Source organism: Burkholderia sp. ABCPW 111 (assembly GCF_000773065.1).
GTDB lineage: Bacteria > Pseudomonadota > Gammaproteobacteria > Burkholderiales > Burkholderiaceae > Burkholderia > Burkholderia savannae.
This window is the reverse complement of the sequence record NZ_JPWT01000067.1, coordinates 39,983-62,195: the sequence shown is the minus strand read 5'-3', so window position 1 is coordinate 62,195 and position 22,213 is coordinate 39,983. Positions and strand designations below refer to the sequence as shown.

At 66.9% G+C, this 22,213-nt stretch carries 17 protein-coding genes and 1 pseudogene; 7 read left to right on the top strand and 11 right to left on the bottom strand.

Annotation, left to right across the window (positions count from 1 at the left end; translation table 11 throughout):
* Positions 1 to 584: 584 nt before the first annotated feature.
* From X946_RS35115 to X946_RS14925, 5 genes are all read right to left on the bottom strand, one after another.
* Positions 585 to 800: a hypothetical protein gene (locus X946_RS35115; protein ID WP_156432578.1), complete on the bottom strand. Its 216-nt coding sequence runs from the start codon at positions 798 to 800 to the stop codon at positions 585 to 587.
* Positions 801 to 878: 78 nt separating this feature from the next.
* Positions 879 to 2,786 (bottom strand): tetratricopeptide repeat protein, encoded by a 1,908-nt coding sequence (locus tag X946_RS14935; RefSeq protein WP_235364030.1) that lies wholly within the window; start codon positions 2,784 to 2,786, stop codon positions 879 to 881.
* 457 nt (positions 2,787 to 3,243) lie between these two features.
* On the bottom strand, positions 3,244 to 3,708 hold the full coding sequence (locus X946_RS14930) for a hypothetical protein (RefSeq protein ID WP_038748732.1): 465 nt from the start codon (positions 3,706 to 3,708) through the stop codon (positions 3,244 to 3,246).
* Between the two features lie 406 nt (positions 3,709 to 4,114).
* Positions 4,115 to 4,426 carry a hypothetical protein gene (locus tag X946_RS35475; protein ID WP_152611718.1) on the bottom strand — a complete coding sequence of 104 codons (312 nt, stop codon included), beginning with the start codon at positions 4,424 to 4,426 and terminating at the stop codon, positions 4,115 to 4,117.
* Between the two features lie 336 nt (positions 4,427 to 4,762).
* On the bottom strand, positions 4,763 to 4,945 hold the full coding sequence (locus tag X946_RS14925; RefSeq protein ID WP_038748749.1) for a rubredoxin: 183 nt from the start codon (positions 4,943 to 4,945) through the stop codon (positions 4,763 to 4,765).
* Between the two features lie 279 nt (positions 4,946 to 5,224).
* Between X946_RS14925 and X946_RS14920 the strand changes: the two genes are divergently transcribed.
* The 5 genes from X946_RS14920 (at position 5,225) to X946_RS14900 (ending at position 13,546) form a co-directional block, all read left to right on the top strand.
* Complete coding sequence (locus tag X946_RS14920; RefSeq protein ID WP_038748730.1) at positions 5,225 to 5,632, top strand: DUF4399 domain-containing protein; 408 nt, start codon at positions 5,225 to 5,227, stop codon at positions 5,630 to 5,632.
* Positions 5,633 to 5,795: 163 nt separating this feature from the next.
* Positions 5,796 to 7,742, top strand: coding sequence for an ATP-binding cassette domain-containing protein (locus tag X946_RS14915; protein ID WP_038748728.1), 1,947 nt, complete (start codon positions 5,796 to 5,798; stop codon positions 7,740 to 7,742).
* 204 nt (positions 7,743 to 7,946) lie between these two features.
* Positions 7,947 to 9,929 carry a DNA topoisomerase IV subunit B gene (gene parE / locus X946_RS14910; RefSeq protein ID WP_038748726.1) on the top strand — a complete coding sequence of 661 codons (1,983 nt, stop codon included), beginning with the start codon at positions 7,947 to 7,949 and terminating at the stop codon, positions 9,927 to 9,929.
* Positions 9,930 to 9,987: 58 nt separating this feature from the next.
* Entirely contained in the window at positions 9,988 to 12,306 is a 2,319-nt protein-coding gene (parC, locus tag X946_RS14905) for a DNA topoisomerase IV subunit A (protein ID WP_038748725.1), read from the top strand.
* 781 nt (positions 12,307 to 13,087) lie between these two features.
* The gene (locus X946_RS14900) at positions 13,088 to 13,546 is read left to right on the top strand and encodes a CopD family protein (protein WP_038748723.1); all 459 of its coding nucleotides are present in this window, start codon (positions 13,088 to 13,090) and stop codon (positions 13,544 to 13,546) included.
* Positions 13,547 to 13,609: 63 nt separating this feature from the next.
* Here the strand turns inward: X946_RS14900 and X946_RS14895 are convergent, their stop codons facing one another.
* The gene (locus X946_RS14895) at positions 13,610 to 14,494 is read right to left on the bottom strand and encodes a LysR family transcriptional regulator (RefSeq protein ID WP_038748721.1); all 885 of its coding nucleotides are present in this window, start codon (positions 14,492 to 14,494) and stop codon (positions 13,610 to 13,612) included.
* 105 nt (positions 14,495 to 14,599) lie between these two features.
* On the opposite strand from X946_RS14895, the gene X946_RS14890 reads away from it, so the two are divergent.
* A complete protein-coding gene (locus tag X946_RS14890) occupies positions 14,600 to 15,061 on the top strand; it encodes a multidrug/biocide efflux PACE transporter (RefSeq protein ID WP_038748747.1) in 462 nt (153 codons plus the stop codon).
* 99 nt (positions 15,062 to 15,160) lie between these two features.
* Positions 15,161 to 15,519 (top strand): annotated as a pseudogene (locus tag X946_RS36240) (histone deacetylase family protein); the annotation flags it as partial.
* Between the two features lie 126 nt (positions 15,520 to 15,645).
* Here the strand turns inward: X946_RS36240 and X946_RS14880 are convergent.
* From X946_RS14880 to X946_RS14860, 5 genes are all read right to left on the bottom strand, one after another.
* The gene (locus tag X946_RS14880; protein WP_052145093.1) at positions 15,646 to 16,854 is read right to left on the bottom strand and encodes a chromate transporter; all 1,209 of its coding nucleotides are present in this window, start codon (positions 16,852 to 16,854) and stop codon (positions 15,646 to 15,648) included.
* A 139-nt stretch (positions 16,855 to 16,993) separates the two neighbouring features.
* Positions 16,994 to 19,354, bottom strand: a complete 2,361-nt coding sequence (locus tag X946_RS14875; protein ID WP_038748717.1) for a bifunctional diguanylate cyclase/phosphodiesterase — start codon at positions 19,352 to 19,354, stop codon at positions 16,994 to 16,996.
* Positions 19,355 to 19,572: 218 nt separating this feature from the next.
* The gene (locus tag X946_RS14870) at positions 19,573 to 20,466 is read right to left on the bottom strand and encodes a PhzF family phenazine biosynthesis protein (protein WP_038748716.1); all 894 of its coding nucleotides are present in this window, start codon (positions 20,464 to 20,466) and stop codon (positions 19,573 to 19,575) included.
* 4 nt (positions 20,467 to 20,470) lie between these two features.
* The gene (locus tag X946_RS14865) at positions 20,471 to 20,929 is read right to left on the bottom strand and encodes a RidA family protein (RefSeq protein WP_038748714.1); all 459 of its coding nucleotides are present in this window, start codon (positions 20,927 to 20,929) and stop codon (positions 20,471 to 20,473) included.
* 60 nt (positions 20,930 to 20,989) lie between these two features.
* A complete protein-coding gene (locus X946_RS14860) occupies positions 20,990 to 22,171 on the bottom strand; it encodes an aminotransferase-like domain-containing protein (protein WP_038748712.1) in 1,182 nt (393 codons plus the stop codon).
* Between the last annotated feature and the right edge of the window lie 42 nt (positions 22,172 to 22,213).

Sequence of the window (22,213 nt, the reverse complement as noted above, 5' to 3'; positions counted from 1 at the left end):
CCTCTCATTCCATCCCCTGAACTACGGGGAGCGGATAGTTTGAGCGGATGGACCGGCGCTTTGTGAGTCAGGCGCCTAGCCTTGTTCCGCTTGCCTTTCCAGGATTGTGCCTGCTCGCGGATGACGCGAAATGACGGGCGGTGAAGCACGGCTCAATACCCTCGCTGCTACAACACAATCGCTACAAATCGACCTTGTAGCTCCGTGCGTTACCGCCGCATTGCGATAGTGCACGGACGGGGGCATGCATGCTTCGATCCTGAAGATCGGCGATCGCTGGCGGGCCCAGGTCCTCAGCCCTCAGGACCGTCAGCGAGGGTAGACAAGTATACCAAAGACTTTTCGAACAAAGGAGGCCGCGAGGCTTGGGCGCGATATCGAGTCCGGGATCGCTTTCGTTTGCCTCATGCGCCGAGCATCGCGCGACCAACTCTCGATCGTTTGCCGTTGATCGGGCCGGGAACGCAATGCTGCGACGCCCCGGGGCCTGATGAGATCGTCGAGATATTCGGGCGGTTCGCTGAGCATCCGCAGCGGAAGCAGGCCGCGCCCGACGTCATTCGCGTCGCAACGAACGGCGCGTTTCATCGCGGAGAACGGTTCCGTTTGACCGTGGTCTCGATCGACCCCGGTGGGTTGGCGAGCGTGCGCTTGCTTGACTGCGCGACGCGAGGTGTCCGCGCATTCGATTCGAACGCCTCGCCGTCATAGGCGAGGCGTTTGTCGAAATCGTCTCCGCGCCATCCGCCGGCGACAGCGTCGAACGCTTTGTGCTTGACGCCGCCAAGCGCCAACCGCATGCGCCGCGAGCAGCGACCAGCGAGCAAAGGCGTCGGAGCCGGCGGCCTTTCAACTCGGAGCCGACCGTGTTTGCCCACCTACATGCGATCGAGCGACAAAGCGCAAACATTCTTGTCGGGCGGGCAGTATTCGGCGAGCCGGCTCCGCGCGCTGTCGTAGTCCTTTTGCTGCTCGGGCGTCAAATTTCCTAGCCCGATTCTTTCATAGGCCTGCGTCAAGCCGAAATAGGCCCAGCTGTTGCCTCTGAAACTCGTGTACGCGTTGTGTTCCGGGTCGTCGTCGCCGAGCGACGCGTGGAGCGTCTTGATCGCCTTGTCGTATTGGCCTAGGCCGATCTGGAGCGCGGCCAGGGTTTGCCCGACCGGAACCATCCAGTAAGGCGGCTCGTCGTAGTTCATCTTGTCCTGCTGCTTGACGGAGCGTTCGAGAATGCGCACCCCGCGTTGCGCGTCGTCTTTCATCTGGTCGATCCGCGCGCGCGCGACCGATTGCATGATCTGTGCCGTCTGGCTGTTCATCACTTCGTCGGGCCGCTTTTTCCTGAAGGCGATCACGTCCTTTACAAGTTTCGCGTACGCACGTTGCGCGCCGCGAACATCGTGTTTGCGGACGTATGCAAGCGCTCGTGCGTAATTCCAGGAAACGCTTGCAAAGCGCCAGTCCTTTTCTGTCCCGTGCGGCGGCGGCTGCCGGATGATCTCGTCCGGCGACATGAAATACGGCAGCGATTGGTAATAGACGCCGCGATAACGGTCGGTCCGGAACGTAATGCCTTCGCCTTCCGATTCCCGCAGGCGATCAGCCGCCCAGCTCATGTTCTCGACGTTGCCGGCCATGATCGCCGAAGCAAGCGCGAAATGGATATTGTGCCGGTAGTAGCCCCAGCGATAACGGTCGCCGTCCGGATGATCGATGCCGCCCGCGAGCTTGGCATCGACTTTCTTGAAGTAGCCTTCGTCGCTCAACGTTGCGTCCCGATTCGCTTCGAACGATTGCCGGTGCGCGCCGGTGCGGTAATAGATGTGCGAGGGCATGTGGACCAAGTGGCCGGCATCGGGCGCGAGTTTGGCCAGCTTGTCCGCATAAGGCGTCACGTCGTTCGGCTCGGTCGATCCCTCGCGAATATGGATGTACCAATGGACGAGTCCCATGTGATCGGAATGGTCCTTCAGCCCGCCTTCGATCGCCTCGACTGCCTGGGGAATGTCACGGTAAGTGGCGTTCCCCTGACGGTCCCAGTATTCCCAAGGCTTGAGGTTCATCACGGCATCCGCGTACAGGGTTTGGATGTCGGGATCGTCCGGGTAGCGATGGGCGAGCGCGGTCATCGCCTCGGCGTAGTCTCGGTTGCGCCGGTTCTGGCGCTCGAGTTCGCCGGGTAGTTGCGCGTGAGCTTCATAGCGTGGCAGCAATGCGTCGACGAGCGAGCGTTCCTTCGGATCGGCATCACGTATGCGAAGTGCGTCCTTGAGATTCTGTTGCGCGATCTGGCGATCCGCTTCCGGCTGATCGAGCTGGTTGATGTTCACGCCCAGCGACATCGCGATCCCCCATCGGCACATGACGCAGTCGGGGTCTCGCTTGAGCGCGGCCTTGAACGCGCGGTACGCTTCGCGAAAGTTGAACGCGCAGTAGAAGCGCAAGCCTTGATCGAAGAATGCTTGCGTTTGCGGGTTTTCCGTCTTGATTTTTTTCGTCAGTGTCCCGAGGCGGAAATCCGTCGGCGGCTCGGGATCGTCGGCCGCGATTTTCGAAAGCGAGAACGATGTGCTGCTGCCGGGCGGCGCGCTCATCATGTGCTCGCTTTCCATGTGCGGCATGCGGTGCTCAGCCGTGGCATGCGCGTCGTCATTGGGTGCGGACATCGCGCAAGGCGCGCTCAGCGAAGCCACAAGGCCGATCGTTCCATACAGGCAAGCTTGCCTGAGCCGGTTCCGAAGGTTGCCGTCGCCGCAAGAACGCGAATGATTTTCGGTTGTTCCCATTGCATGCTCTCCCGGAAATTGAACGTCTCGCGCTGCCGTGCTGGCGAACCACTGTGCCGCGAGCCGATCTCAATGCCTCATTCGCGCGACATGCGCGCTCGCGGCGCGGACGTTGATCCGAGGCGGCGTGCCCGGACCGGTTGCGGCTGCCGTGCGAAGTCGACGGCCCGAACGGCGCATTCTGCGCGGTGCGGCTGCCCGTAGCGCGCGGCGCGGGCCGCGATCACACCATGCGGGCGCGGCTCGCGCCCGCGGCACGAGCTGCCTGCGATGCAGCGCGCCGATCTCGACGAGGCTGAGCGCGCGAGCCGTTGGGCGCGCGTCGAACGCGCCCCGTGCATTGTCGAAGCCGATCACCGACGATGCGATCGCTCATCGCTCATCGCTCATCGCTCATCGCGCGTCACCGCTGCGGCACACACCATCCGAGCACGAATCGAGCCTTCATTCCCGCTCGTTATTCCCCAACGGTCACTTTTCCGGTTATCGCGTCCACGAACACGAATTTCCTCGCCTGGCGGAGCCCCGAACCGAAAATATAGAGGGGGTTTCCTCGTTTGGGGCCGAGCGGATTGCGCAGCGTGACCGTATCGTATGCGCCTGTTTGCCCCGCTGCCTTCTTCGCGCGATCGGCCTCGTCCAGATCCAGCTTGACGGGCCATTCGATCACCACGTCTCCGACCCAGGGCGCTGGATAAAGCACGGGGGAACCGAATTCGTCGTAGCTTGTGGATTCGATGATGACCGTGTTGTTCTCGTCTTGAAACACGACTCGCAGTTTGTCGATTTGCTTGGGGTCAGTGGTCGGGCCGCCTGAGGCCACACCATCCACTTCATAGAGCTTGGCGTGCGGATACTGCTTGGTCACTTTGTTGATTGCGATAGTCACCCTTCCTTTGAAACCTAGAACAGTTGTCGACATGGTGGTTTTCTCCACTGAGCGGTAGGCTTCCTCAATATCGAGGGGCGTCGCGTGTCTTCAGGTCACGCCCAGCGTATTTAAGGTATCCGACGGCCGAAGTTCAACCTGGAAAATGTAGTGGGATTGCCGCAGGTTTGCCGGGCATCGCCGTTTCCGCGAGGGCGGCCTTGCGCGCGTGGCCGGGCGGAATCCGTTCCGCCGCGCGATGGCGGGAGCGCATTTGTTTCACGCGACCCAGGCGATCGACCAACGAGGCTTCGCCATCGTCGGCAAGCTGCGTGGTTCATTGTTGCGGGTTGGCGCACTGACAGGCGCTGCGATGACAGACGCGCAACACGCTCTGCGAACTTGGAAGACGCGCTTCCGCGCGAAATGGAGCCATTCGTGGTCGAGCTCGGTGAGAGTTTCACGTTCGCCGCGCGTCGGAAGCGGCGGCGGCACGGTGATGGCGCTCAAGTGGATGGCTACCTTCCTGCAACGTGACCCAGCCGAATGCGGCCATGACGGTCAGCAGGCCGAGCAGGAACGCGAGCGATAGAAATCTGCCGAGATTGCTGGCCGCTTCTCCCGTCGAGCTGGCGGGTGCTTGCCTGGATGATTCCGCCTGTGCCACGTTTTCTCCTCCCATGGTCGTCCGTATTGATTCGCTGCGTGTGCATCCGACGGGATTGTACGTTCCAAAATGGAACTTATAGGGCAGAGGAATGCTTTCAAACATCGCCGGGAACGCGTGATCCCGGCGAAGCGCGCTAGGACAGGGCGCGTGAAAGCGGGAGCGCCCGTTTCGAACAGCGCATCGGCCGAAAAAAACGCAGTCTTACGCGAATTCTTTCAACGCCGGTGAACGTGCAGGAGGATGGGATGGGGCGCACGGCCGCCTTGTCCGGCGACCATTTCGGCGCGTGAACGGCCGCCCCCGAAGCGCATGAGTCTGGTTGCTTGCGACGACCTGCGTTGGGGCCGGCCTGGTGAGGCAGGGGAGATGGGCCGCTGCGGCAGCGCGGAACAGGCATCGAGCCCCCGCCTTAGCGCCCCGCCGGCCGGATCGCCGGGCTCAGAACTCCACGACGACGAAATCTTCCTTGCCGACGTCGCACAGCGGGCAGCGCCAGCCGTCCGGAATGTCGGCGAAGCGGGTGCCGGCCGCGATGCCTTCGTCCGGCAAGCCGTCCGCTTCGTTATAGACCCAGCCGCAAATCAGGCAGACCCAGCTCTTGTATTCGACCACTTCGCTCATGTTGCACTCTTGAAGAACCATTGCATTCGACGTCGTCCGATCGCGCGAACTCGGCGCGTCGGGCGGCGAAAGGCGCAATGGTACCGGATTTGCCGCGAACGCCCGTCGGAGCGCGGCGCGGGGCGGGCGCGCCCGCGGCCTGCCCGCGGGCGTCGCGAGCCGGTGCGCCGGGCGTGCGCCGCCGGTCGGCCGGGCGTCCCGGAGCGGCGCCGAGCCCGCGGCGCGGCGGCCGCTCGCGGTGTATCCTTCGATGGCCTTTCAACCCCAAAGGAGAGAGCGATGCTCTACAACAAATGGCTGGCCGGCGCGTTCACCGCGGCCGCGCTCTTCGCGTCCGCCTCGGCGCACGCGGAAGCGAGGGTGTACTTCGTCGAGCCGACCGACGGTGCGTCCGTCTCGAACCCCGTTCACGTGAAATTCGGCCTCGAGGGCGATGTGGCGCTTCGGCCCGCGGGCGACATGACGCCCAACACCGGCCATCATCATCTGCTGATCGACGGCAAGCCCATTCCGAAGGGCGACGTGATCCCCGTCAGCGAGCGTTCGCTGCATTACGGCAAGGCTCAGACCGAAACCGACGTGAAGCTGCCGCCCGGCCGCCATACGCTGACGCTGCAGTTCGGCGACGGCGCGCACCGCTCGTACGGCCCGGAGCTGAGCCAGACGATCACGATCAACGTCCAGTAGGCCCATTCGGGCAGTCCGGCACGCGAGGGCCGCCGCGCCAGGCCCTCGCCGCCGCCGGGCGCCGCCTCGCGCGGCCCGTCGCACTAGGCCGTCGTGCCATCTCGGCGTCGCGCGCCGCCCCCGGTACAATGAGCGCTTCCGATTTTTCTCCGCCGTCTTCCCCATGTCGCTTTATTCCATCACCGGCGCGCAACTCGCGTTCGGCCACGTCGCGCTGCTCGATCACGCGGATTTCTCGCTCGAAGCCGGCGAGCGCGTCGGGCTCATCGGCCGCAACGGCGCCGGCAAGTCGTCGCTGCTCAAGATCGTCGCCGACCTCGCGAAGCCCGACGACGGGCTCGTCACGCGCCAGCAGAGCCTCGTGACGGTCTACGTGCCGCAGGAGCCGGAATTCGAGGCCGGGCAGACGGTGTTCGACGCGGTCGCATCGGGCCTCGCCGGAACGCGCGCGCTGCTCGCCGAGTACGACGAGATCGCGCACCGGCTCGCGGACACGCCCGAAGGCGCGGAGCACGACGCGCTGCTCGCGCGGATGAACGCGCTGCAGTCGTCGCTCGATGCGACGGACGCGTGGAGCTGGCGCACGCGGGTCGCGACGACGCTCGCGCAAATCGGCCTCGACGGCGACACGCAGGTCGACGCGCTGTCGGGCGGCATGCAGAAGCGCGCGGCGCTTGCGCGCGCGCTCGTCGTGCAGCCGGACGTGCTGCTCCTCGACGAACCGACCAACCACCTCGATTTCGACGGCATCCGCTGGCTCGAGGAACTGCTCGTCGCGCAGCGCGCGGGCCTGCTTTTCATCACGCACGACCGCGCGTTCCTCGATCGCGTGGCGACGCGCATCGTCGAGCTCGATCGCGGCCGCCTGCTGTCGTATCCGGGCAACTTCTCCGCGTACCAGGTCCGCAAGGCGCAGCAGCTCGAAGTGGAGCGGGTGGAGAACGAGAAGTTCGACAAGCTGCTCGCGCAGGAAGAGGTGTGGATCAGGAAAGGCGTCGAGGCGCGGCGCACGCGAAGCGTCGGCCGCATCGCGCGGCTCGAGCAGATGCGCAGCGAGCGCGCGGAGCGCCGCAACACGCAGGGCAACGTGAGGCTCGACGTCGCGCAGGGCGAGAAGTCGGGCAAGATCGTCGCGGAGCTGACCGACGTGACGAAGCGCTACGGCGAGCGCGCGGTCGTCGACCGTTTTTCGAGCACGCTGATGCGCGGCGACAAGATCGGCTTCGTCGGCCCGAACGGCGCGGGCAAGACGACGCTGCTCAAGCTGATCCTCGGCGAAATCAAGCCCGACGAAGGCACGGTGCGCACCGGCACGAACCTGCAGGTCGCGTACTTCGACCAGATGCGCGCGCAGCTCGATCCGGAAAAGAGCCTCGCCGACACGATCAGCCCGGGCAGCGAATGGGTCGAGATCGGCGGCGTGCGCAAGCACGTGATGAGCTATCTCGGCGATTTCCTGTTCGCGCCCGAGCGCGCGCGCTCGCCCGTCAAGTCGCTGTCGGGCGGCGAGCGCAACCGTCTGCTGCTCGCGCGCCTGTTCGCGCGGCCGGCGAACGTGCTCGTGCTCGACGAGCCGACCAACGATCTCGACATCCCGACGCTCGAGCTGCTCGAGGAACTGCTGACCGACTACGACGGCACGGTGCTGCTCGTCAGCCACGACCGCGCGTTTCTCGATAACGTCGTCACGTCGGTGATCGCGTCGGAGGGCAACGGCCAGTGGCGCGAATACGTCGGCGGCTTCACCGACTGGCAGATCCAGCGCGAGCGCGCGCAGCGGATCGCCGATGACGACGCGGGCAAGCGCGCGGCGAAGGAGCCCGCGGCCGCGAAGGACGACGCGCCGAAGAGCGCGGCGGGCCGCAACGCGCAGCGCACGGTCAAGCTGTCGTTCAACGAGCAGCGCGAGCTCGACGCGCTGCCGGAGCGGATCGCCGCGCTCGAGGCCGAGCAGAAGGCGGTCGGCGCGCAGCTCGAGGACGGCTCGATCTTCTCGAAGGACCCGCAGGAGGGCGCGCGCCTGACCGAGCGCTTCGCGGCGCTCGACGACGAGCTTCTCGCGGCGCTCGAGCGCTGGGAGGCGCTCGAAGCGAAACGTAAGCCTTCATGAGTTCGCCGTTGCGGAACCAGTAAAATACGCCGCGTTCCGGACGGGGCCCGCGCGGCGCACGCGCGCGGCGCGCCGCCCGCTTTCGAAGCAATCCGAGCACGCCATTGTTTCGACTCGAATTTTTATCGAATTCAACGTTTTGTCCACGACGTTATCCACACGAGTTGGGGATAACGTCAAGGTGAATGACGAACCTGAGCTTCTATGTCTACGAAAAAGCCCGCAGCGGCGTATAGCGAAGCATCGATCAAGGTGCTGAAGGGCCTCGAGCCCGTCAAGCAGCGGCCCGGCATGTACACGCGCACCGAGAATCCGCTGCACATCATCCAGGAAGTGATCGACAACGCGTCCGACGAGGCGTTGGGCGGTTACGGCAAGCAGATCACGGTCACGCTGCATCCCGACCAGTCGGTGTCCGTCGAGGACGACGGGCGCGGCATCCCGTTCGGGCTGCATCCGGAAGAGAAGGTGCCCGTCGTCGAAATCGTGTTCACGCGGCTGCACGCAGGCGGCAAGTTCGACAAGGCGAAGGGCGGCGCGTACACGTTCTCGGGCGGCCTGCACGGCGTCGGCGTGTCGGTGACGAACGCGCTCGCGACGCGGCTCGACGTGACGGTCTGGCGCGACGGCAAAGTCGCGCAGCTCGGCTTCGCCGACGGCGACGTCGTCAAGCCGCTCGCGACGCAAGGCGCGGGCCGCGGCGAGAAGAAATCCGGCACGCGCGTGACCGTGTGGCCGAATCCGAAGTATTTCGATTCGCCGAACCTGCCGACGGGCGAGCTGCAGCGGCTGCTGCGCTCGAAGGCGGTGCTCCTGCCGGGCGTCGAGGTCGTGCTCGTCAACGAGAAGACGGGCGAGCGGCAGAGCTGGAAATACGAAGACGGCCTGCGCGGTTATCTGCTCGACGAGATGAACGGCAGCGAGCTGCTGATTCCGCTGTTCGAAGGCGAGCGCTTCGCCGATTCGCGCTCGGGCGACGACACGTTCGCCGAGGGCGAGGGCGCGTCGTGGGTGGTCGCATGGAGCGAGGAAGGCTCGCTCGTGCGCGAGTCGTACGTGAACCTGATTCCGACGCCCGCGGGCGGCACGCACGAATCCGGCCTGCGCGACGGCCTCTACCAGGCGGTGAAGAGCTTCGTCGAGCTGCACAACCTGCAGCCGAAGGGCGTGAAGCTGCTCGCGGAAGACGTGTTCGCGCGCGTGTCGTTCGTGCTGTCGGCGAAGGTGCTCGATCCGCAGTTCCAAGGGCAGATCAAGGAGCGCCTGAACAGCCGCGACGCGGTGAAGCTCGTATCGTCGTTCACGCGCCCGGCGCTCGAGCTGTGGCTCAACCAGCACGTCGAGCACGGCAAGAAGCTGGCCGAGCTCGTGATCAGGCAGGCGCAGGCGCGCACGCGCGCGGGCCAGAAGGTCGAGAAGAAGAAGAGCTCCGGCGTCGCGGTGCTGCCCGGCAAGCTGACCGATTGCGAGACCGAGGACATCGCGCGCAACGAAATTTTCCTCGTCGAGGGCGATTCGGCGGGCGGTTCCGCGAAGATGGGCCGCGACAAGGAATACCAGGCGATCCTGCCGCTGCGCGGCAAGGTGCTCAACACATGGGAGACCGAGCGCGACCGCCTGTTCGCGAACAACGAGGTGCACGACATTTCGGTGGCGATCGGCGTCGATCCGCACGGCCCGGACGACAGCGTCGACCTGTCGAACTTGCGTTACGGCAAGATCTGCATCCTGTCGGACGCGGACGTCGACGGCGCGCACATCCAGGTGCTGCTGCTCACGCTGTTCTTCAAGCACTTCCCGCAACTGATCGAGCGCCGCCACGTGTTCGTCGCGCGGCCGCCGCTGTTTCGCGTCGACGCGCCCGCGCGCGGCAAGAAGCCCGCGCAGAAGCTCTACGCGCTCGACGAAGGCGAGCTCGAGGCGATTCTCGACAAGCTGCGCAAGGACGGCGTGCGCGAATCGCAATGGACGATCAGCCGCTTCAAGGGCTTGGGCGAGATGAGCGCCGAGCAGCTGTGGGACACGACGATGAATCCCGACACGCGCCGCTTGATGCCGATCGCGCTCGGCGACCTCGACTTCGAGTCGACCGTCGCGCAGATGACGATGCTGATGGGCAAGGGCGAGGCCGCCGCGCGCCGCAACTGGCTCGAGGAAAAGGGCAACGAAGTCGAAGCGGATATCTGAGCGCGGCCGGGCGCGCGCCCGGCTTCGCACGCATCGCATAAACGGACACGAAATCTAGATGGACGACAACACTCCCGATCTTTTCGCCGAGCCGGCCGCGCCCGAGGGCGATTTCCTGACGCTCGGCCGCTACGCGGAGCGCCAGTATCTCGACTACGCGGTGAGCGTCGTGAAGGGGCGCGCGCTGCCTGACGTGAGCGACGGCCAGAAGCCCGTGCAGCGCCGCATTCTTTACGCGATGAACGAGATGGGCCTCGGCGACAACGCGAAGCCGGTGAAGTCCGCGCGCGTCGTCGGCGACGTGCTCGGCAAGTACCACCCGCACGGCGACCAGTCCGCGTACGACGCGCTCGTGCGTCTCGCGCAGGATTTCTCGATGCGCTATCCGCTCATCGACGGCCAGGGCAACTTCGGCTCGCGCGACGGCGACGGCGCGGCGGCGATGCGCTACACCGAAGCGCGCCTCACGCCGATCGCGAAGCTCCTTCTCGACGAGATCGACGAGGGCACGGTCGACTTCATGCCGAACTACGACGGCTCGTTCGACGAGCCGAAGCTCTTGCCGGGCCGGCTGCCGTTCGTGCTGCTGAACGGCGCGTCGGGGATCGCCGTCGGCCTCGCCACCGAGATTCCGTCGCACAACCTGCGCGAAGTCGCGGCGGCCGCGGTCGCGCTGATCCGCCATCCCGCGCTGCCGCACGCGGAGCTGATGCAGCTCGTGCCGGGGCCGGATTTTCCGGGCGGCGGCCAGATCATCTCGAGCGACGCGGAGATCTCCGCCGCGTACGAAATCGGCCGCGGCAGCCTGAAGGTGCGCGCGCGCTGGAAGATCGAGGATCTCGCGCGCGGCCAGTGGCAACTCGTCGTCACCGAATTGCCGCCGAGCACGTCGGGCCAGAAGGTGCTCGAGGAGATCGAGGAGCTGACGAACCCGAAGCTCAAGGCGGGCAAGAAGACGCTCACGCAGGAGCAGATCAACACGAAGAAGGCGATGCTCGACCTGCTCGACGCGGTGCGCGACGAGTCGGGCAAGGACGCGCCCGTGCGGCTCGTGTTCGAGCCGAAGACGCGCACGATCGACCAGACCGAATTCGTCAATTCGCTGCTCGCGCACACGAGCCTCGAATCGAACGCGACGCTCAATCTCGTGATGATCGGCGAGGACGGACGGCCCGCGCAAAAGGGGCTCGCGTCGATTCTTGGCGAATGGGTGCGGTTCCGCCAGGCCACCGTCACGCGGCGCTGCCGCCACCGGCTCGGCAAGGTGAACGACCGGATTCACATCCTCGAAGGGCGGATGATCGTCTTTTTGAACATCGACGAGGTGATCCGCATCATCCGCGAATCGGACGAGCCGAAGGCCGCGCTCATCAGCGCGTTCGGCCTCACCGAGCGGCAGGCCGAGGACATTCTCGAAATCCGTCTGCGCCAGTTGGCGCGGCTCGAGAAGATCAAGATCGAGAAGGAGCTCGAGGAGCTGCGCGCCGAGAAGGCGAAGCTCGAAGAGCTGCTCGCGAACGAAAGCGCGATGAAGCGGCTGATGATCAAGGAGATCGAGGCCGACGCGAAGCAGTACGGCGACGAGCGCCGCACGCTGATCCAGCAGGAGAAGCGCGCGACGTTCGAGGCGAAGGTGGTCGACGAGCCGGTGACGGTCGTCGTGTCGCAGAAGGGCTGGGTGCGCGCGCTGAAGGGCCATGGGCTCGACCCGGCGAGCTTCTCGTTCAAGGCGAGCGACGGCCTGTACGCGGCGTTCCAGTGCCGCACGCCCGACACGCTGATCGCGTGGGGCAGCACGGGGCGCGTGTATTCGGTGCCGGTCCAGGTGCTGCCGGGCGGGCGCGGCGACGGCGTGCCCGTCACGTCGCTGATCGAGCTCGAATCGGGCTCGCATCTGCTCCATTACTTCGCGGCGCCCGCCGAGCAGCCGTTGCTGCTCGCGTCGAGCAACGGCTTCGGCTTCATCGCGAAGGTCGGCGACATGGTGAGCCGCGTGAAGGCGGGCAAGTCGTTCATGACCATCGACGAAGGCGCGGCGCCGCTCGCGCCGATGCCGGTGCTGCCGGATGCGTCGCAGGTCGCGTGCCTGTCGAGCGGCGGGCGTCTGCTCGTGTTCGGCATGGACGAGATGAAGACGCTCGGCGGCGGCGGACGCGGCGTGATCCTGATGGCGCTCGATCCGAAGGAGACGCTCGTGCAGGCGCTCGCGATCGATGCGGCGGGCGTCGTGCTGACGGGCACGGGCCGCGGCGGCAAGGCGCAGGAAGAGGCGCTGACGGCGCGCGCGCTCGAGCCGCACGTCGGCAAGCGGGCCCGCAAGGGGCGCGCGCCGGACACGAAGCTGAAGGTGAGCGGATTGCGCCCGGTGCTCGGCTGACGGGGCGCGGCGCGGGAGCGTGCGGCGGGGCCGCGTGTCCGCATCGAGATGCGGGCGCGGGCCGGCCCGGTCGGATCGTCGGGGTGCGGCTTTGGAACGTTTCGGCGCCGTCGGGCGGCTTCGGGCTGCTTCGGCGTCGGCGCAGCGCCGCGCGGCCGTGACGTCGGCCGCTGCGATGTCGACCGTCGCCGGAAATCGGCCGCTGTCGCGGGCATTCGGAATAGTTTGGTTGCTGGCGATTCGATCTTCGTTCGTCGTTCGTCGCATCGCGATCGACGGCCAGGTTTGTGGTTCAGGGCAGTAACGAGTACGCTGCTGCGAACGGCGAACGGCGAACGGCGAACGGCGAACGGCGAACGGCGAACGGCGAACGGCGAACGGCGAACGGCGAACGGCGACCGCCGACCGCCGACCGCCGACCGCCGACCGCCGACCGCCGACCGCCGACCCTCTTCGTTCGTTATCCTTTGCGTACGATGTCGGCCATGGCGATCCGCGCGGCGGCGCACGTGTCGCGGCGTATCCGCAGCGCGTCAAGCGAATCGCACGCATCGTCGCAACGTCGACGAACCCGCAATCGACAAACGAAACGAACGAAACGCCGAAACGCCGAAGCGCCGAAGCGCCGTTCGACTAGAGCGGCGCACCCAAAAGCCGCAACCCGCGTGCATTGCGCTGAACCGTCGCGCGCCGCGGCTGTCGAATGCGCTCATCGTGTCGCGCGCCGTGCATCCGCGCGGCGCATCGGCCATCTGAAAACCGGAAAGAAAAGGTCCCCCTCATGTCTCACGCCATCGCCGTCGCTCTGTTTCTCCATCTGCTCGCGGTCGCGGTGTGGGTCGGCGGCATGGTGTTTGCGAACTTCTGTTTGCGTCCCGCGTTGTCCGATCTGTCGCCGCAACTGCGCCTGCCGCTCGTCGAAGCGGTATTCGGCCGCTTCTTCAACTGGGTCGCGGGCTCGGTGATCGTGATCCTGCTCACGGGCGGCTTCCTGCTCACGCAGTTCGGCGGCGCGCACGCGACGTGGCCGCTGCATGCGATGGCGGGGCTCGGCGTGGTGATGATGCTGATCTTCGGCCACATCCGCTTCGCGCTGTTCCCGCGCATCCGCCGCGCGGTGCAGGCGCAGAACTGGCCGGACGGCGCGCGCGCGGTGAATGCGGTGCGTCTCCTCGTGATCGTCAACCTCGTGCTCGGCGTCGTGACGATCGCCGCCGCGGTGCTGTCGCGCGGCTTCTGACTTTCGGCGTCCCCAGCCTTCGACGCGCGCGCACGCGGGGCGTTTGTTTCCCCGATGCGCGCGTCACGGCGCGAGCATCGTCTCCAGCAGCCATGAGCCGGCTGGTCCGAGCGGCCGGCCGCGCGACCACACGGCATCCACCGGCACGCGCCGCGGCCAGCCGCGCGCATTGAGCTCGACGAGCTGTTCGCGCGCGAAGTGTTCGACCATCCAGCGCGGCAACTCCGCCCAGCCGAAGCCCGCCACCGCCATTTCCAGCAACAGCAGATAGCTCGGCGCCGACCAGCAGCGCCGCCCCGCGACGAGCCCCGTTTCGATCCGCTCGCCGTGCGGCGCCACGTAGGTATTGAGGCGCAGCTCGCGTGCGTCGTGCAGCGCGGCGAGCGGTACTTCGGCGTCGCCGTACGCGGCGAACGGATGCTGCCGGCCGACGTAGAGCCCGATCTCCGAGCGCTCGGCGACCGTCGCCGCGCCGATGTCGGGCGGGTAGGTGCTGCGCGCCGCCATCAGACCGAGCTGCGCGCGGCCTTGCTGGATCAGGTCGAGCACGTCGTCGTGCTCGGCGATCTGACATTCGAACTCGAGCGTCGGAAAGCGGCGGTCGAGTGCCGCAAGCGTCTGCTCGTATCGGCTCGACTGATAGGTGTCCGACATGACGAGCGTGAGGCGCGCCTCCTCGCCGCCCGCAAGACGCGCGGCGACCTGATCGATCGCCTCGCTCGCCTCGAGCACGCGCTGCACTTCGGGCAACAGCGCGCGGGCCGCGTCGGTCAGCGTCGGCTGGCGCGTCGAGCGGTCGAACAGCGTGACGCCGAGGTCGATCTCGAGGTTCGCGATCGCTTCGCTGATCGTCGACTGCCGCTTGCCGAGCTTGCGCGCGGCGGCCGAAAACGAACCGAGGTTGGCGGCCTCGGCGAACGCGAGCAGCGCTTCGGGGGAGTGGCGCATCGCGCATGCTCCTTTGATGTATCGGAAAAACCGATCATATCAAATTGGATGATTACGGTTAATCCGATGAAAATAGCGCCATCTCATTCACCGATGGAGCTTTTCATGCAAATGCAAATGACCAGGCACGTGCCGACGAAGACGCTGGCCGAGCGCGTCGTGCACGCGCTCGCGTTCGAAGTGACCGCGATCGCGATCTGCGCGCCGGTCGTCAGCTGGGTGCTCGGCCTGTCGCTCGTGCACGTCGGGGTGTTGACGGCGGCGGTATCCGTGATCGCGATGGTGTGGAACGTCGTGTTCAACGCGCTCTTCGAGCGGATCGAGCGCCGCTATCGTCTCGCGCGGACGTTCGCGGTGCGCGCGATGCATGCGATCGCGTTCGAACTCGGCCTCGTCGCGATGGCGCTGCCGCTCGCCGCATGGTGGCTCGGGATCAGCCTGCTCGAGGCGCTCTTGCTCGATTTCGGCATCCTGCTGTTCTTCCTGCCGTTCACGTTCCTGTTCAACCTCGGCTACGACCGTCTGCGTGCGCGCTGGATCGCGCAAAGGGCGGTGGCGTGGCGATGAACGGAATCCGATTCTTCTTCGATGGTCCCTTTCGAAAGCCGGCGCGACGCCGGCTTTTTCTTTTTTTGTGCAAGCGTGTCGCGGCGCGCTTCGTCGTAGGTGCCCGAGCGTGCGGCGCGGCTCGTCGCGGCGGCGCTCGCGATGAGCCTTTCCGTGCGCGAGCCGGCCGACTTCGGTGTTGCGCCGATCGCGGCCGTGCACGACATGAACTAGCTGCGCTTTCTCGACGCTGCGCATCGCGGGTGGAACACGATGCGGGAGGACTGGGGCGACGCAGCGATGTCGGAGGTGTTCGAGCGCGAACCGAACGCGCTGTGCCGCGCGGCGTGTTCGCGCGGGCGGGCCGCTATTTCGCCGACGGCAGTTGCCCCGTCGGCGCGGACACGTGGCGCGCGACGCATCGCCAAAGGCCGCGAAGCGGGAGGCGGGCGGCAGCGAAGCACAACGCAGCGAACGAAGGGGGAGACAAGTACGGCGCGACGCGAAACGCGACCGTGAAGCGAATCAACGACTCGAATCAGCAACTCAAATCAACAACGCGAAACCACGAGAAACAATAGATCGCGGAAAACCTCGGGCCGCATTCACCCATGCGCCGCGAGAATCAGCCAGCCGCCGCACGCGGCCGCGACCGCGCCGTATAGCGCATAGACGGGCACCTTGAATCGCGCGAGGCACAGCCAGGCGATCACGCCCGTCGCCCAATACACCGGCTCGACGGGCGTCTTCGCGACGAGCCGCACGGCCGCGATCGCGAGGAACGCGGTGGTGGCCGCGCGCAGCACGCGCATGCCGCTCGCGAAGCGCGGATGCAGCTTCAGGCGCTCGACGTGCCGCCGCGCGAAGATGACGAGGCAGCCGGACGGCACGAACAGCGCGACCGTCGACAGCAGCGCGCCGCGCCAGCCGTCCTCGAGATAGCCGAGAAACGGCACGACGTTCAGGAGCGGCCCGGGCGACACCGGCGACAGCGTGAACGCGAGCATGAAGTCCTGCTCGGTGATGCCCGTCGCGCGCGAGACGAACAGCGATTTCAGCACGGGCAGCGCGGAGAAGCCGCCGCCGAAGAGCGTCATGCCGGCGCCCGCGAGGCGCGGCCAGAATAGCGACGATTCGTATTCGATCGGCAGCGGCAGCGCGAACAGCGCGATCAGGACCGCCAGCGATACGAGGAGCCGCCATTCGCGCGCGGGCAGCGCGAGCCGCAGCGTCTCGCTGCTGCGGTGCCCGCCCGCGAGCCAGCCGACGGCGAACGCGGCGGTCAGGATCGCGACGAACGTGGCCGGGCTGTGCGCGAGCGCGAGGAGCACCGTCGCGAGCGCGGCGATCACGCGCTCGAGCGGCGCGTGCACCAGCGCACGGATCTGCCTGAACCAGGTGAGCCCGATCAGCGCGGCGAGCACCATGCCGAAGTGATGCAGCAGCACGGGCGACGCGAGCGTGCGCACGAACGGCGTCTGGTAGAAGATCGCGAAGACCGTCATCGCCGCGAAGAACGGCAGCACGCTCGCGATGCCGGCGATCCACGCGCCGGCGTGGCCGCGCAGCGCGTGCCCGACCTGAACCGCGACGTTGCAGCCGACGGGGCCGGGCATCATCCACGCGAGCGCGACGAGATCGGCGAACGAAAGCGGATCGATACGCCGCTCATGGTTGACGTAATGCTGCTCGAGCTGAGCCATCATCGCAAGACCGCCCCACGACACGGCGGAAACGCCTGTCACGGTCTTGAACAATGCCCATAGCGATTCTCGCTCGCCGCAACACGCGGCCTCCACGCTTGCGATTGTCATGCTGATGTCCAAGTGCGGTCGTGGACGCACCCGCGGCCACATGTGCGTCGCACGTTCCATTGTGCACTCGGAAAACCGGTAGTTGTATGAGCGAAAACGAGTACGCACCGGGCGCGCGGCGCAAACGAGGGTGCGGTGTTTAGTCGCCGCCCGTCGATTGTTTAGCGGTGCTCGCGATATCCCGGCGCAGCGGGGAAGCGCTGTCGCCGCCGCATACGCCGAAGCGCGCGAGAAGGGCCGGAATGCCGTCGGCGGGCACCGGCCGGGAGAACAGGAAGCCTTGCGCCTCGATCCGGCCGAGCGCGGTGAGCCAGGCGATCTGCTCCTCGGTTTCCGTTCCCTCGACGACGACCGTGAGGCCGAGCGAGCGTGCGAGGTGCACGATCGACGACACCATCACGCAGACGCTGCGGTCGGCCGGGATCGCCTGGATGAACGAGCGGTCGACCTTCAGCGTGTCGACCGAGAAGCGGTGCAGGTACGACAGCGACGAATAGCCGGTGCCGAAATCGTCGAGCGCGACGCGGATGCCGAGCTTCTTCAGCGCGACGATCTTCTCCGACACGAGCTCAGGGTATTCCATCATCGCGGTCTCGGTGATCTCGAGCTCGAGGCGGCGCGCCTCGATCCCGGTCTCGACGAGCGCGCGCGAGATCGTCTCGATCAGGTCGCCGCGCCAGAACTGCACGGGCGAGATGTTGACGGCGAGCGTGAGCTTGTCGTGGCCTTCGTTGCGCCAGCGCGCGAGCTGCTCGCACGCGGTGCGGATCACGAAATCGCCGATCGGCACGATGAGTCCGGTCGATTCGGCGATCGAAATGAATTCGTTCGCGGAGATCACGCCGTGTTCCGGATGGTCCCAGCGCACGAGCGCCTCGAAGCCGGTGATGCAGCGGTACGTGAGGTCGATCTTCGGCTGGTACGCGAGGAACAGCTGCCCGTCCGCCAGCGCGACGCGCAACTGCTGTTCCCAGCGCATCAGGTGATCCGCGCGATGCGACAGATGCGGCGCGTAGAACTGATAGCAGTTCTTGCCCGCGTCCTTCGCGCTGTACATCGCGAGGTCCGCCTTTTTCAGCAGGTCGATCTCGCTTTCGTTCTCCACCGAATGCAGCGCGATGCCGATGCTCGCGTGCAGCACGAACGAGCTGCCGCGCACGTCGAACGGCTCGGCGAACATCCGCACGATCGCCTCCGCGAGGCGCTCGGCGCGCCGCTCGACGTCGTCGCCCTTCACGACGACTACGAACTCGTCGCCGCCGATGCGCGCGAGCGCGCCTTCGTTCACGACCGCGTCGGACAGGCGCGCGGCCGTCATCTGCAGCACGATGTCGCCGGCGTTGTGGCCGAGCGTGTCGTTGACGGTCTTGAAGTTGTCGAGATCGATGAAGAGAAGCGCGAGCCGCGACAGGTTCGACGGCAGCGCGACGTCGTTGCGCAGGCTGCGCAGCGTCGCGTAGCGGTTCGCGAGGCCGGTGAGCAGATCGAATTCGGCGAGCTGGGTCATCTCGCGCTCGCGCCCGAGCAGCTTGCCGATCAGGCCCGTCGCGACGCCGAAGAACGCGAGCATCGCGAGCGTGATGAAGCTCGTCATCAGCAGATAGACGTTGCGCGTGTGGTGGTAGTCAGCGAGCTCGTCCGCCTGCGACAGGCCGACCATCACGCCGAGCGGGTAGCCGTCGAGATGGCGGTACGACACGATGCGCACGATGCTGTCGATCGGATCGACGTAGGTGCCCGACGCGCGCTCGGACACCGGATACACGCCCGACGCGGAGAACGTGCCGGGCACCTTCTGCGCGGAGCCCGTGCTGCGCGCGAGCACGGCGCCCGTGTCGGAGATCACGGCGATCACGCCGTCCTTGCCGAGCGTCGCGTTGTTGTAGAAGTCGTTCGTGAAGTAGGTCGGGTCCTCGGACACGACGACGACCCCGGCGAACGAGCCGTCCGGATGGTTCAGGCGCCGCGTCATCTGCAGCGTCCAGTGCCGGGACACGCGGCCGAGCACCGGCTTGCTGATGTACAGATCGTCGTCGTTGCGGTGCGCGTGCACCTTGAAGTGCTCGCGGTCGGACAGGTCGATCGGCTTCGGATGCGGGTCGGCCGTGTTCGCGGTCAGCCGGCCGCGCGCGTCGAGGAGCGACACCTGGATCAGCGTGTCGCTCGGCACGACGCCTTTCTCGACGGTGCTCGCGAGATTGAAGTGCGCGGGCGACTTCTCGAACTCGTACTTGACGAAGCGGGTGATCTGGTCGACCTGATGGATCGCCTTGACCGTGTGCTGCTCGAGCGCGGTCGACAGGATCGCGGCCGACGCCGCGGCCTCGCGGTACGCGCTTTCCTTCTCGACGGACAGACGCGCGATGATGGCTACCCACAGCAGCGCGAGCGCGAGCGTGCCGAGGAGCGGGATCGCGAACAACGCGCGGCGGCGGCGCGACTTGCGTGTCGCGCGCACCGGCCGCGCGGCGCGGGCGGCGTGTGACCGGGACGAACTCATCGGACGAAACGTGTCCTTGCGCGCATGGGCGATCCGACAGGATAACCGAGTAAACGGGCCGATAAAGAAGACAATAGACGAGGCCCGATATTACTGAATGGTCAGTCTTTAATTTAGCGCGGCCAGGATATCGCTAACCGGGTGAGGAGGGGATCGGTCCCGCGCGCGGCCCGCGCGGAACCGGCCGCGCGGCGGGCGCGGCCGGGTGAACGCGCGGCCTACCGCAGCCGGATGCGGCCGTCGACGAGCGTGACCGCGGCGCCGCCGATCCAGATCTTGCCCGCGTCGTCGTCGTAATCGACCGCGATGCGGCCGTCGCGGCCGAGCGCGGTGCCCTGGCGCGCGGTGTAGCTGCGCCCCGGGCGGCGCCCGGCCTGCGCGAGGAGGCCCGCGATCGCAGCGTTCGCGCTGCCCGTCACGGGGTCTTCGCCTGCGGCGAACGCGTCGCCCGTCATCAGGCAGCGGACTTCGAACGTCGCCGGGCCGTCGGCCGGATGCGGGCCGTATGCGGCGAGGCCGCCCGCGCCGAGCGCGGCGGCGATCGGCGCGAGCGCCTCGCGGTCGGGGGCGAGCGCGAGGCAGTCGGCCGCCGACGCGAGCCGCACGACGAGCCACGGCGCGCCGTTGTCGACCGCCTGCGGCGGCGCGCCGAAATCGATCGCGCCCGTGCGCAGCGCGGCCGTGAGCGCCGGCCAGTCGCGCTCGGGCAGCGGCGTCACGCGCGCGGGCGGCGCGGCGAACGCCCAGCCGCCGTCGCGCCGCGCGAGCTCGACGAGCCCCGCGCCGCATTGCTGGACGAGCCGCCCGGGCGTCTTCGGCTGCCCGCCCGCGTCGAGAAACGCGTGCGCGGCGCCGAGCGTCGGGTGGCCCGCGAACGGCAACTCGCCGCCCGGCGTGAAGATCCGCACGCGGTAGTCGGCGGCGGGATCGGTCGGCGCGACGAGGAACGCGGTCTCGGACAGGTTCGTCCAGCGCGCGATCTCGAGCATGCCGGCGTCGCAGAGCGCGTGCGCGTCGAATACGACGGCGAGCGGATTGCCCTTGAACGGCACCGACGTGAACACGTCGACCTGCTTGAAGCGCACCGTCACGGTGCCGGCAGCGGCGGCCATCGCGTTACGCGACTTCGGCGATCAGCTCGATCTCGACGCACGCGCCGAGCGGGATCTGCGCGACGCCGAACGCCGAGCGCGCATGCTTGCCCGCGTCGCCGAACACTTCGGCGATCAGCTCCGACGCGCCGTTCGTCACGATGTGCTGCTCGGTGAACTCGAGCGTCGAGTTGACGAGGCTCATCACCTTGACGATGCGCTTGACCTTGTTCAAGTCGCCGGTGTGCGCGTGCAGCGTCGCGAGCAGGTCGATCGCGACCGCGCGAGCGGCTTGCTTGCCTTGCTCCGTCGTCACGTCGTGGCCGAGCTTGCCGGCCCACACCTTGCCGTCCTTCTTCGCGATGTGGCCGGACAGATAGACGGTGTCGCCGGATTGCGCGCTCATCACGTAGGCGGCGGCGGGCGCACCCGCGACCGGCAGCTCGATGCCGAGATCCTTCAGTTTGTCGTAGACGTTTGCCATCTGATTCCTATCCTCGTGAGTCAATCGTGAAATCGTGAATGTGTGAACGAACGAGAAGCGTCACAGGCGCTCGCGCAGCAGCTTGCCGAGCCGCGCGATGCCTTCCTCGATCTGCTCCGGCGGCACCGTGACGAACGACAGCCGCAGCGTGTTCTTCTGCGCGTCGCTCGCGAAGAACGGCGCGCCCGGCACGAACGCGACGTTGTTCGCCACCGCCGCCTCGAGGAGCTGCATGCTGTCGATCTGCGCGGGCAGCGTCACCCAGATGAACATGCCGCCCTCCGGGCGGTTCCAGCTCACGCCTTGCGGCATGTGCCGGGCGAGCGACGCGAGCATCGCTTCGCATTGCGCGGCGTAGAGCTTGCGGATCGTCGGGATGTGCTCGTCGAGGAAGCCGTCGCGGATCACCTCGTACGCGATGCGTTGCGTGAGCGACGGCGTGTGCAGGTCCGTTGCCTGCTTCGCCTGCACGAGCTTGAAGTGCAGCTCCTCGGGCGCAATGATATAGCCGATCCGAAGGCCGGGTGCGAGCACCTTCGAGAACGTGCCGAGGTGGACGACGTGATCGGGCGCCATCGACAGCATCGTCGGCAGCGGTTCGCCCGCATAGTTGAGCGCGCCGTACGGATCGTCCTCGAGCACCGGGAACGGGCTCGTCTGCGCGAACGCGGCGAGCGCGCGGCGGCGCTCGACGGGCAAGCGGCGGCCGGTCGGATTCTGGAAATTCGGTTGCGCGTACAACAGGCGCGCGTCCTTCGTGAGCTCGGGCGTGAGCCCGTCGGGCACGAGGCCCGCGTCGTCGGTCGGCACCTGCACGTAGGTCGGCTCGAAGAGCGAGAACGACTGCAGCGCGCCGAGGTAGGTCGGCGTCTCGACGAGCACGCGGCTCGCCGGATCGATCAGCGCTTTGCCGAGCAGATCGAGCGCCTGCTGCGAGCCCGTCGTGACAAGCACCTGCGTCGCGCGCACGCGATAGCGCTCGGCGATCCACTCGCGCAGCGGCAGGAAGCCTTCCGTCGCGCTGTATTGCAGCGCGGCGGCGGGCGAGTCGCGCAGCACGCGGTCGGCGGCTTCGCGCATGCGCTCGGCGGGGAAGGTCGCGGGCGACGGCAGGCCGCCCGCGAACGAGATCACCTCGGGGCGCTCGGTCACTTTCAGGATCTCGCGGATCGCCGAGCTCGTGAGCTTGCGTGCGCGTTCGGACAGGGCCCAGTGGGGCGGCTTGAGATCGCTCGGATTCATGGTCTCCTCGGTCGGTATCGTGGGTCGTGAATGAAAGGGGCG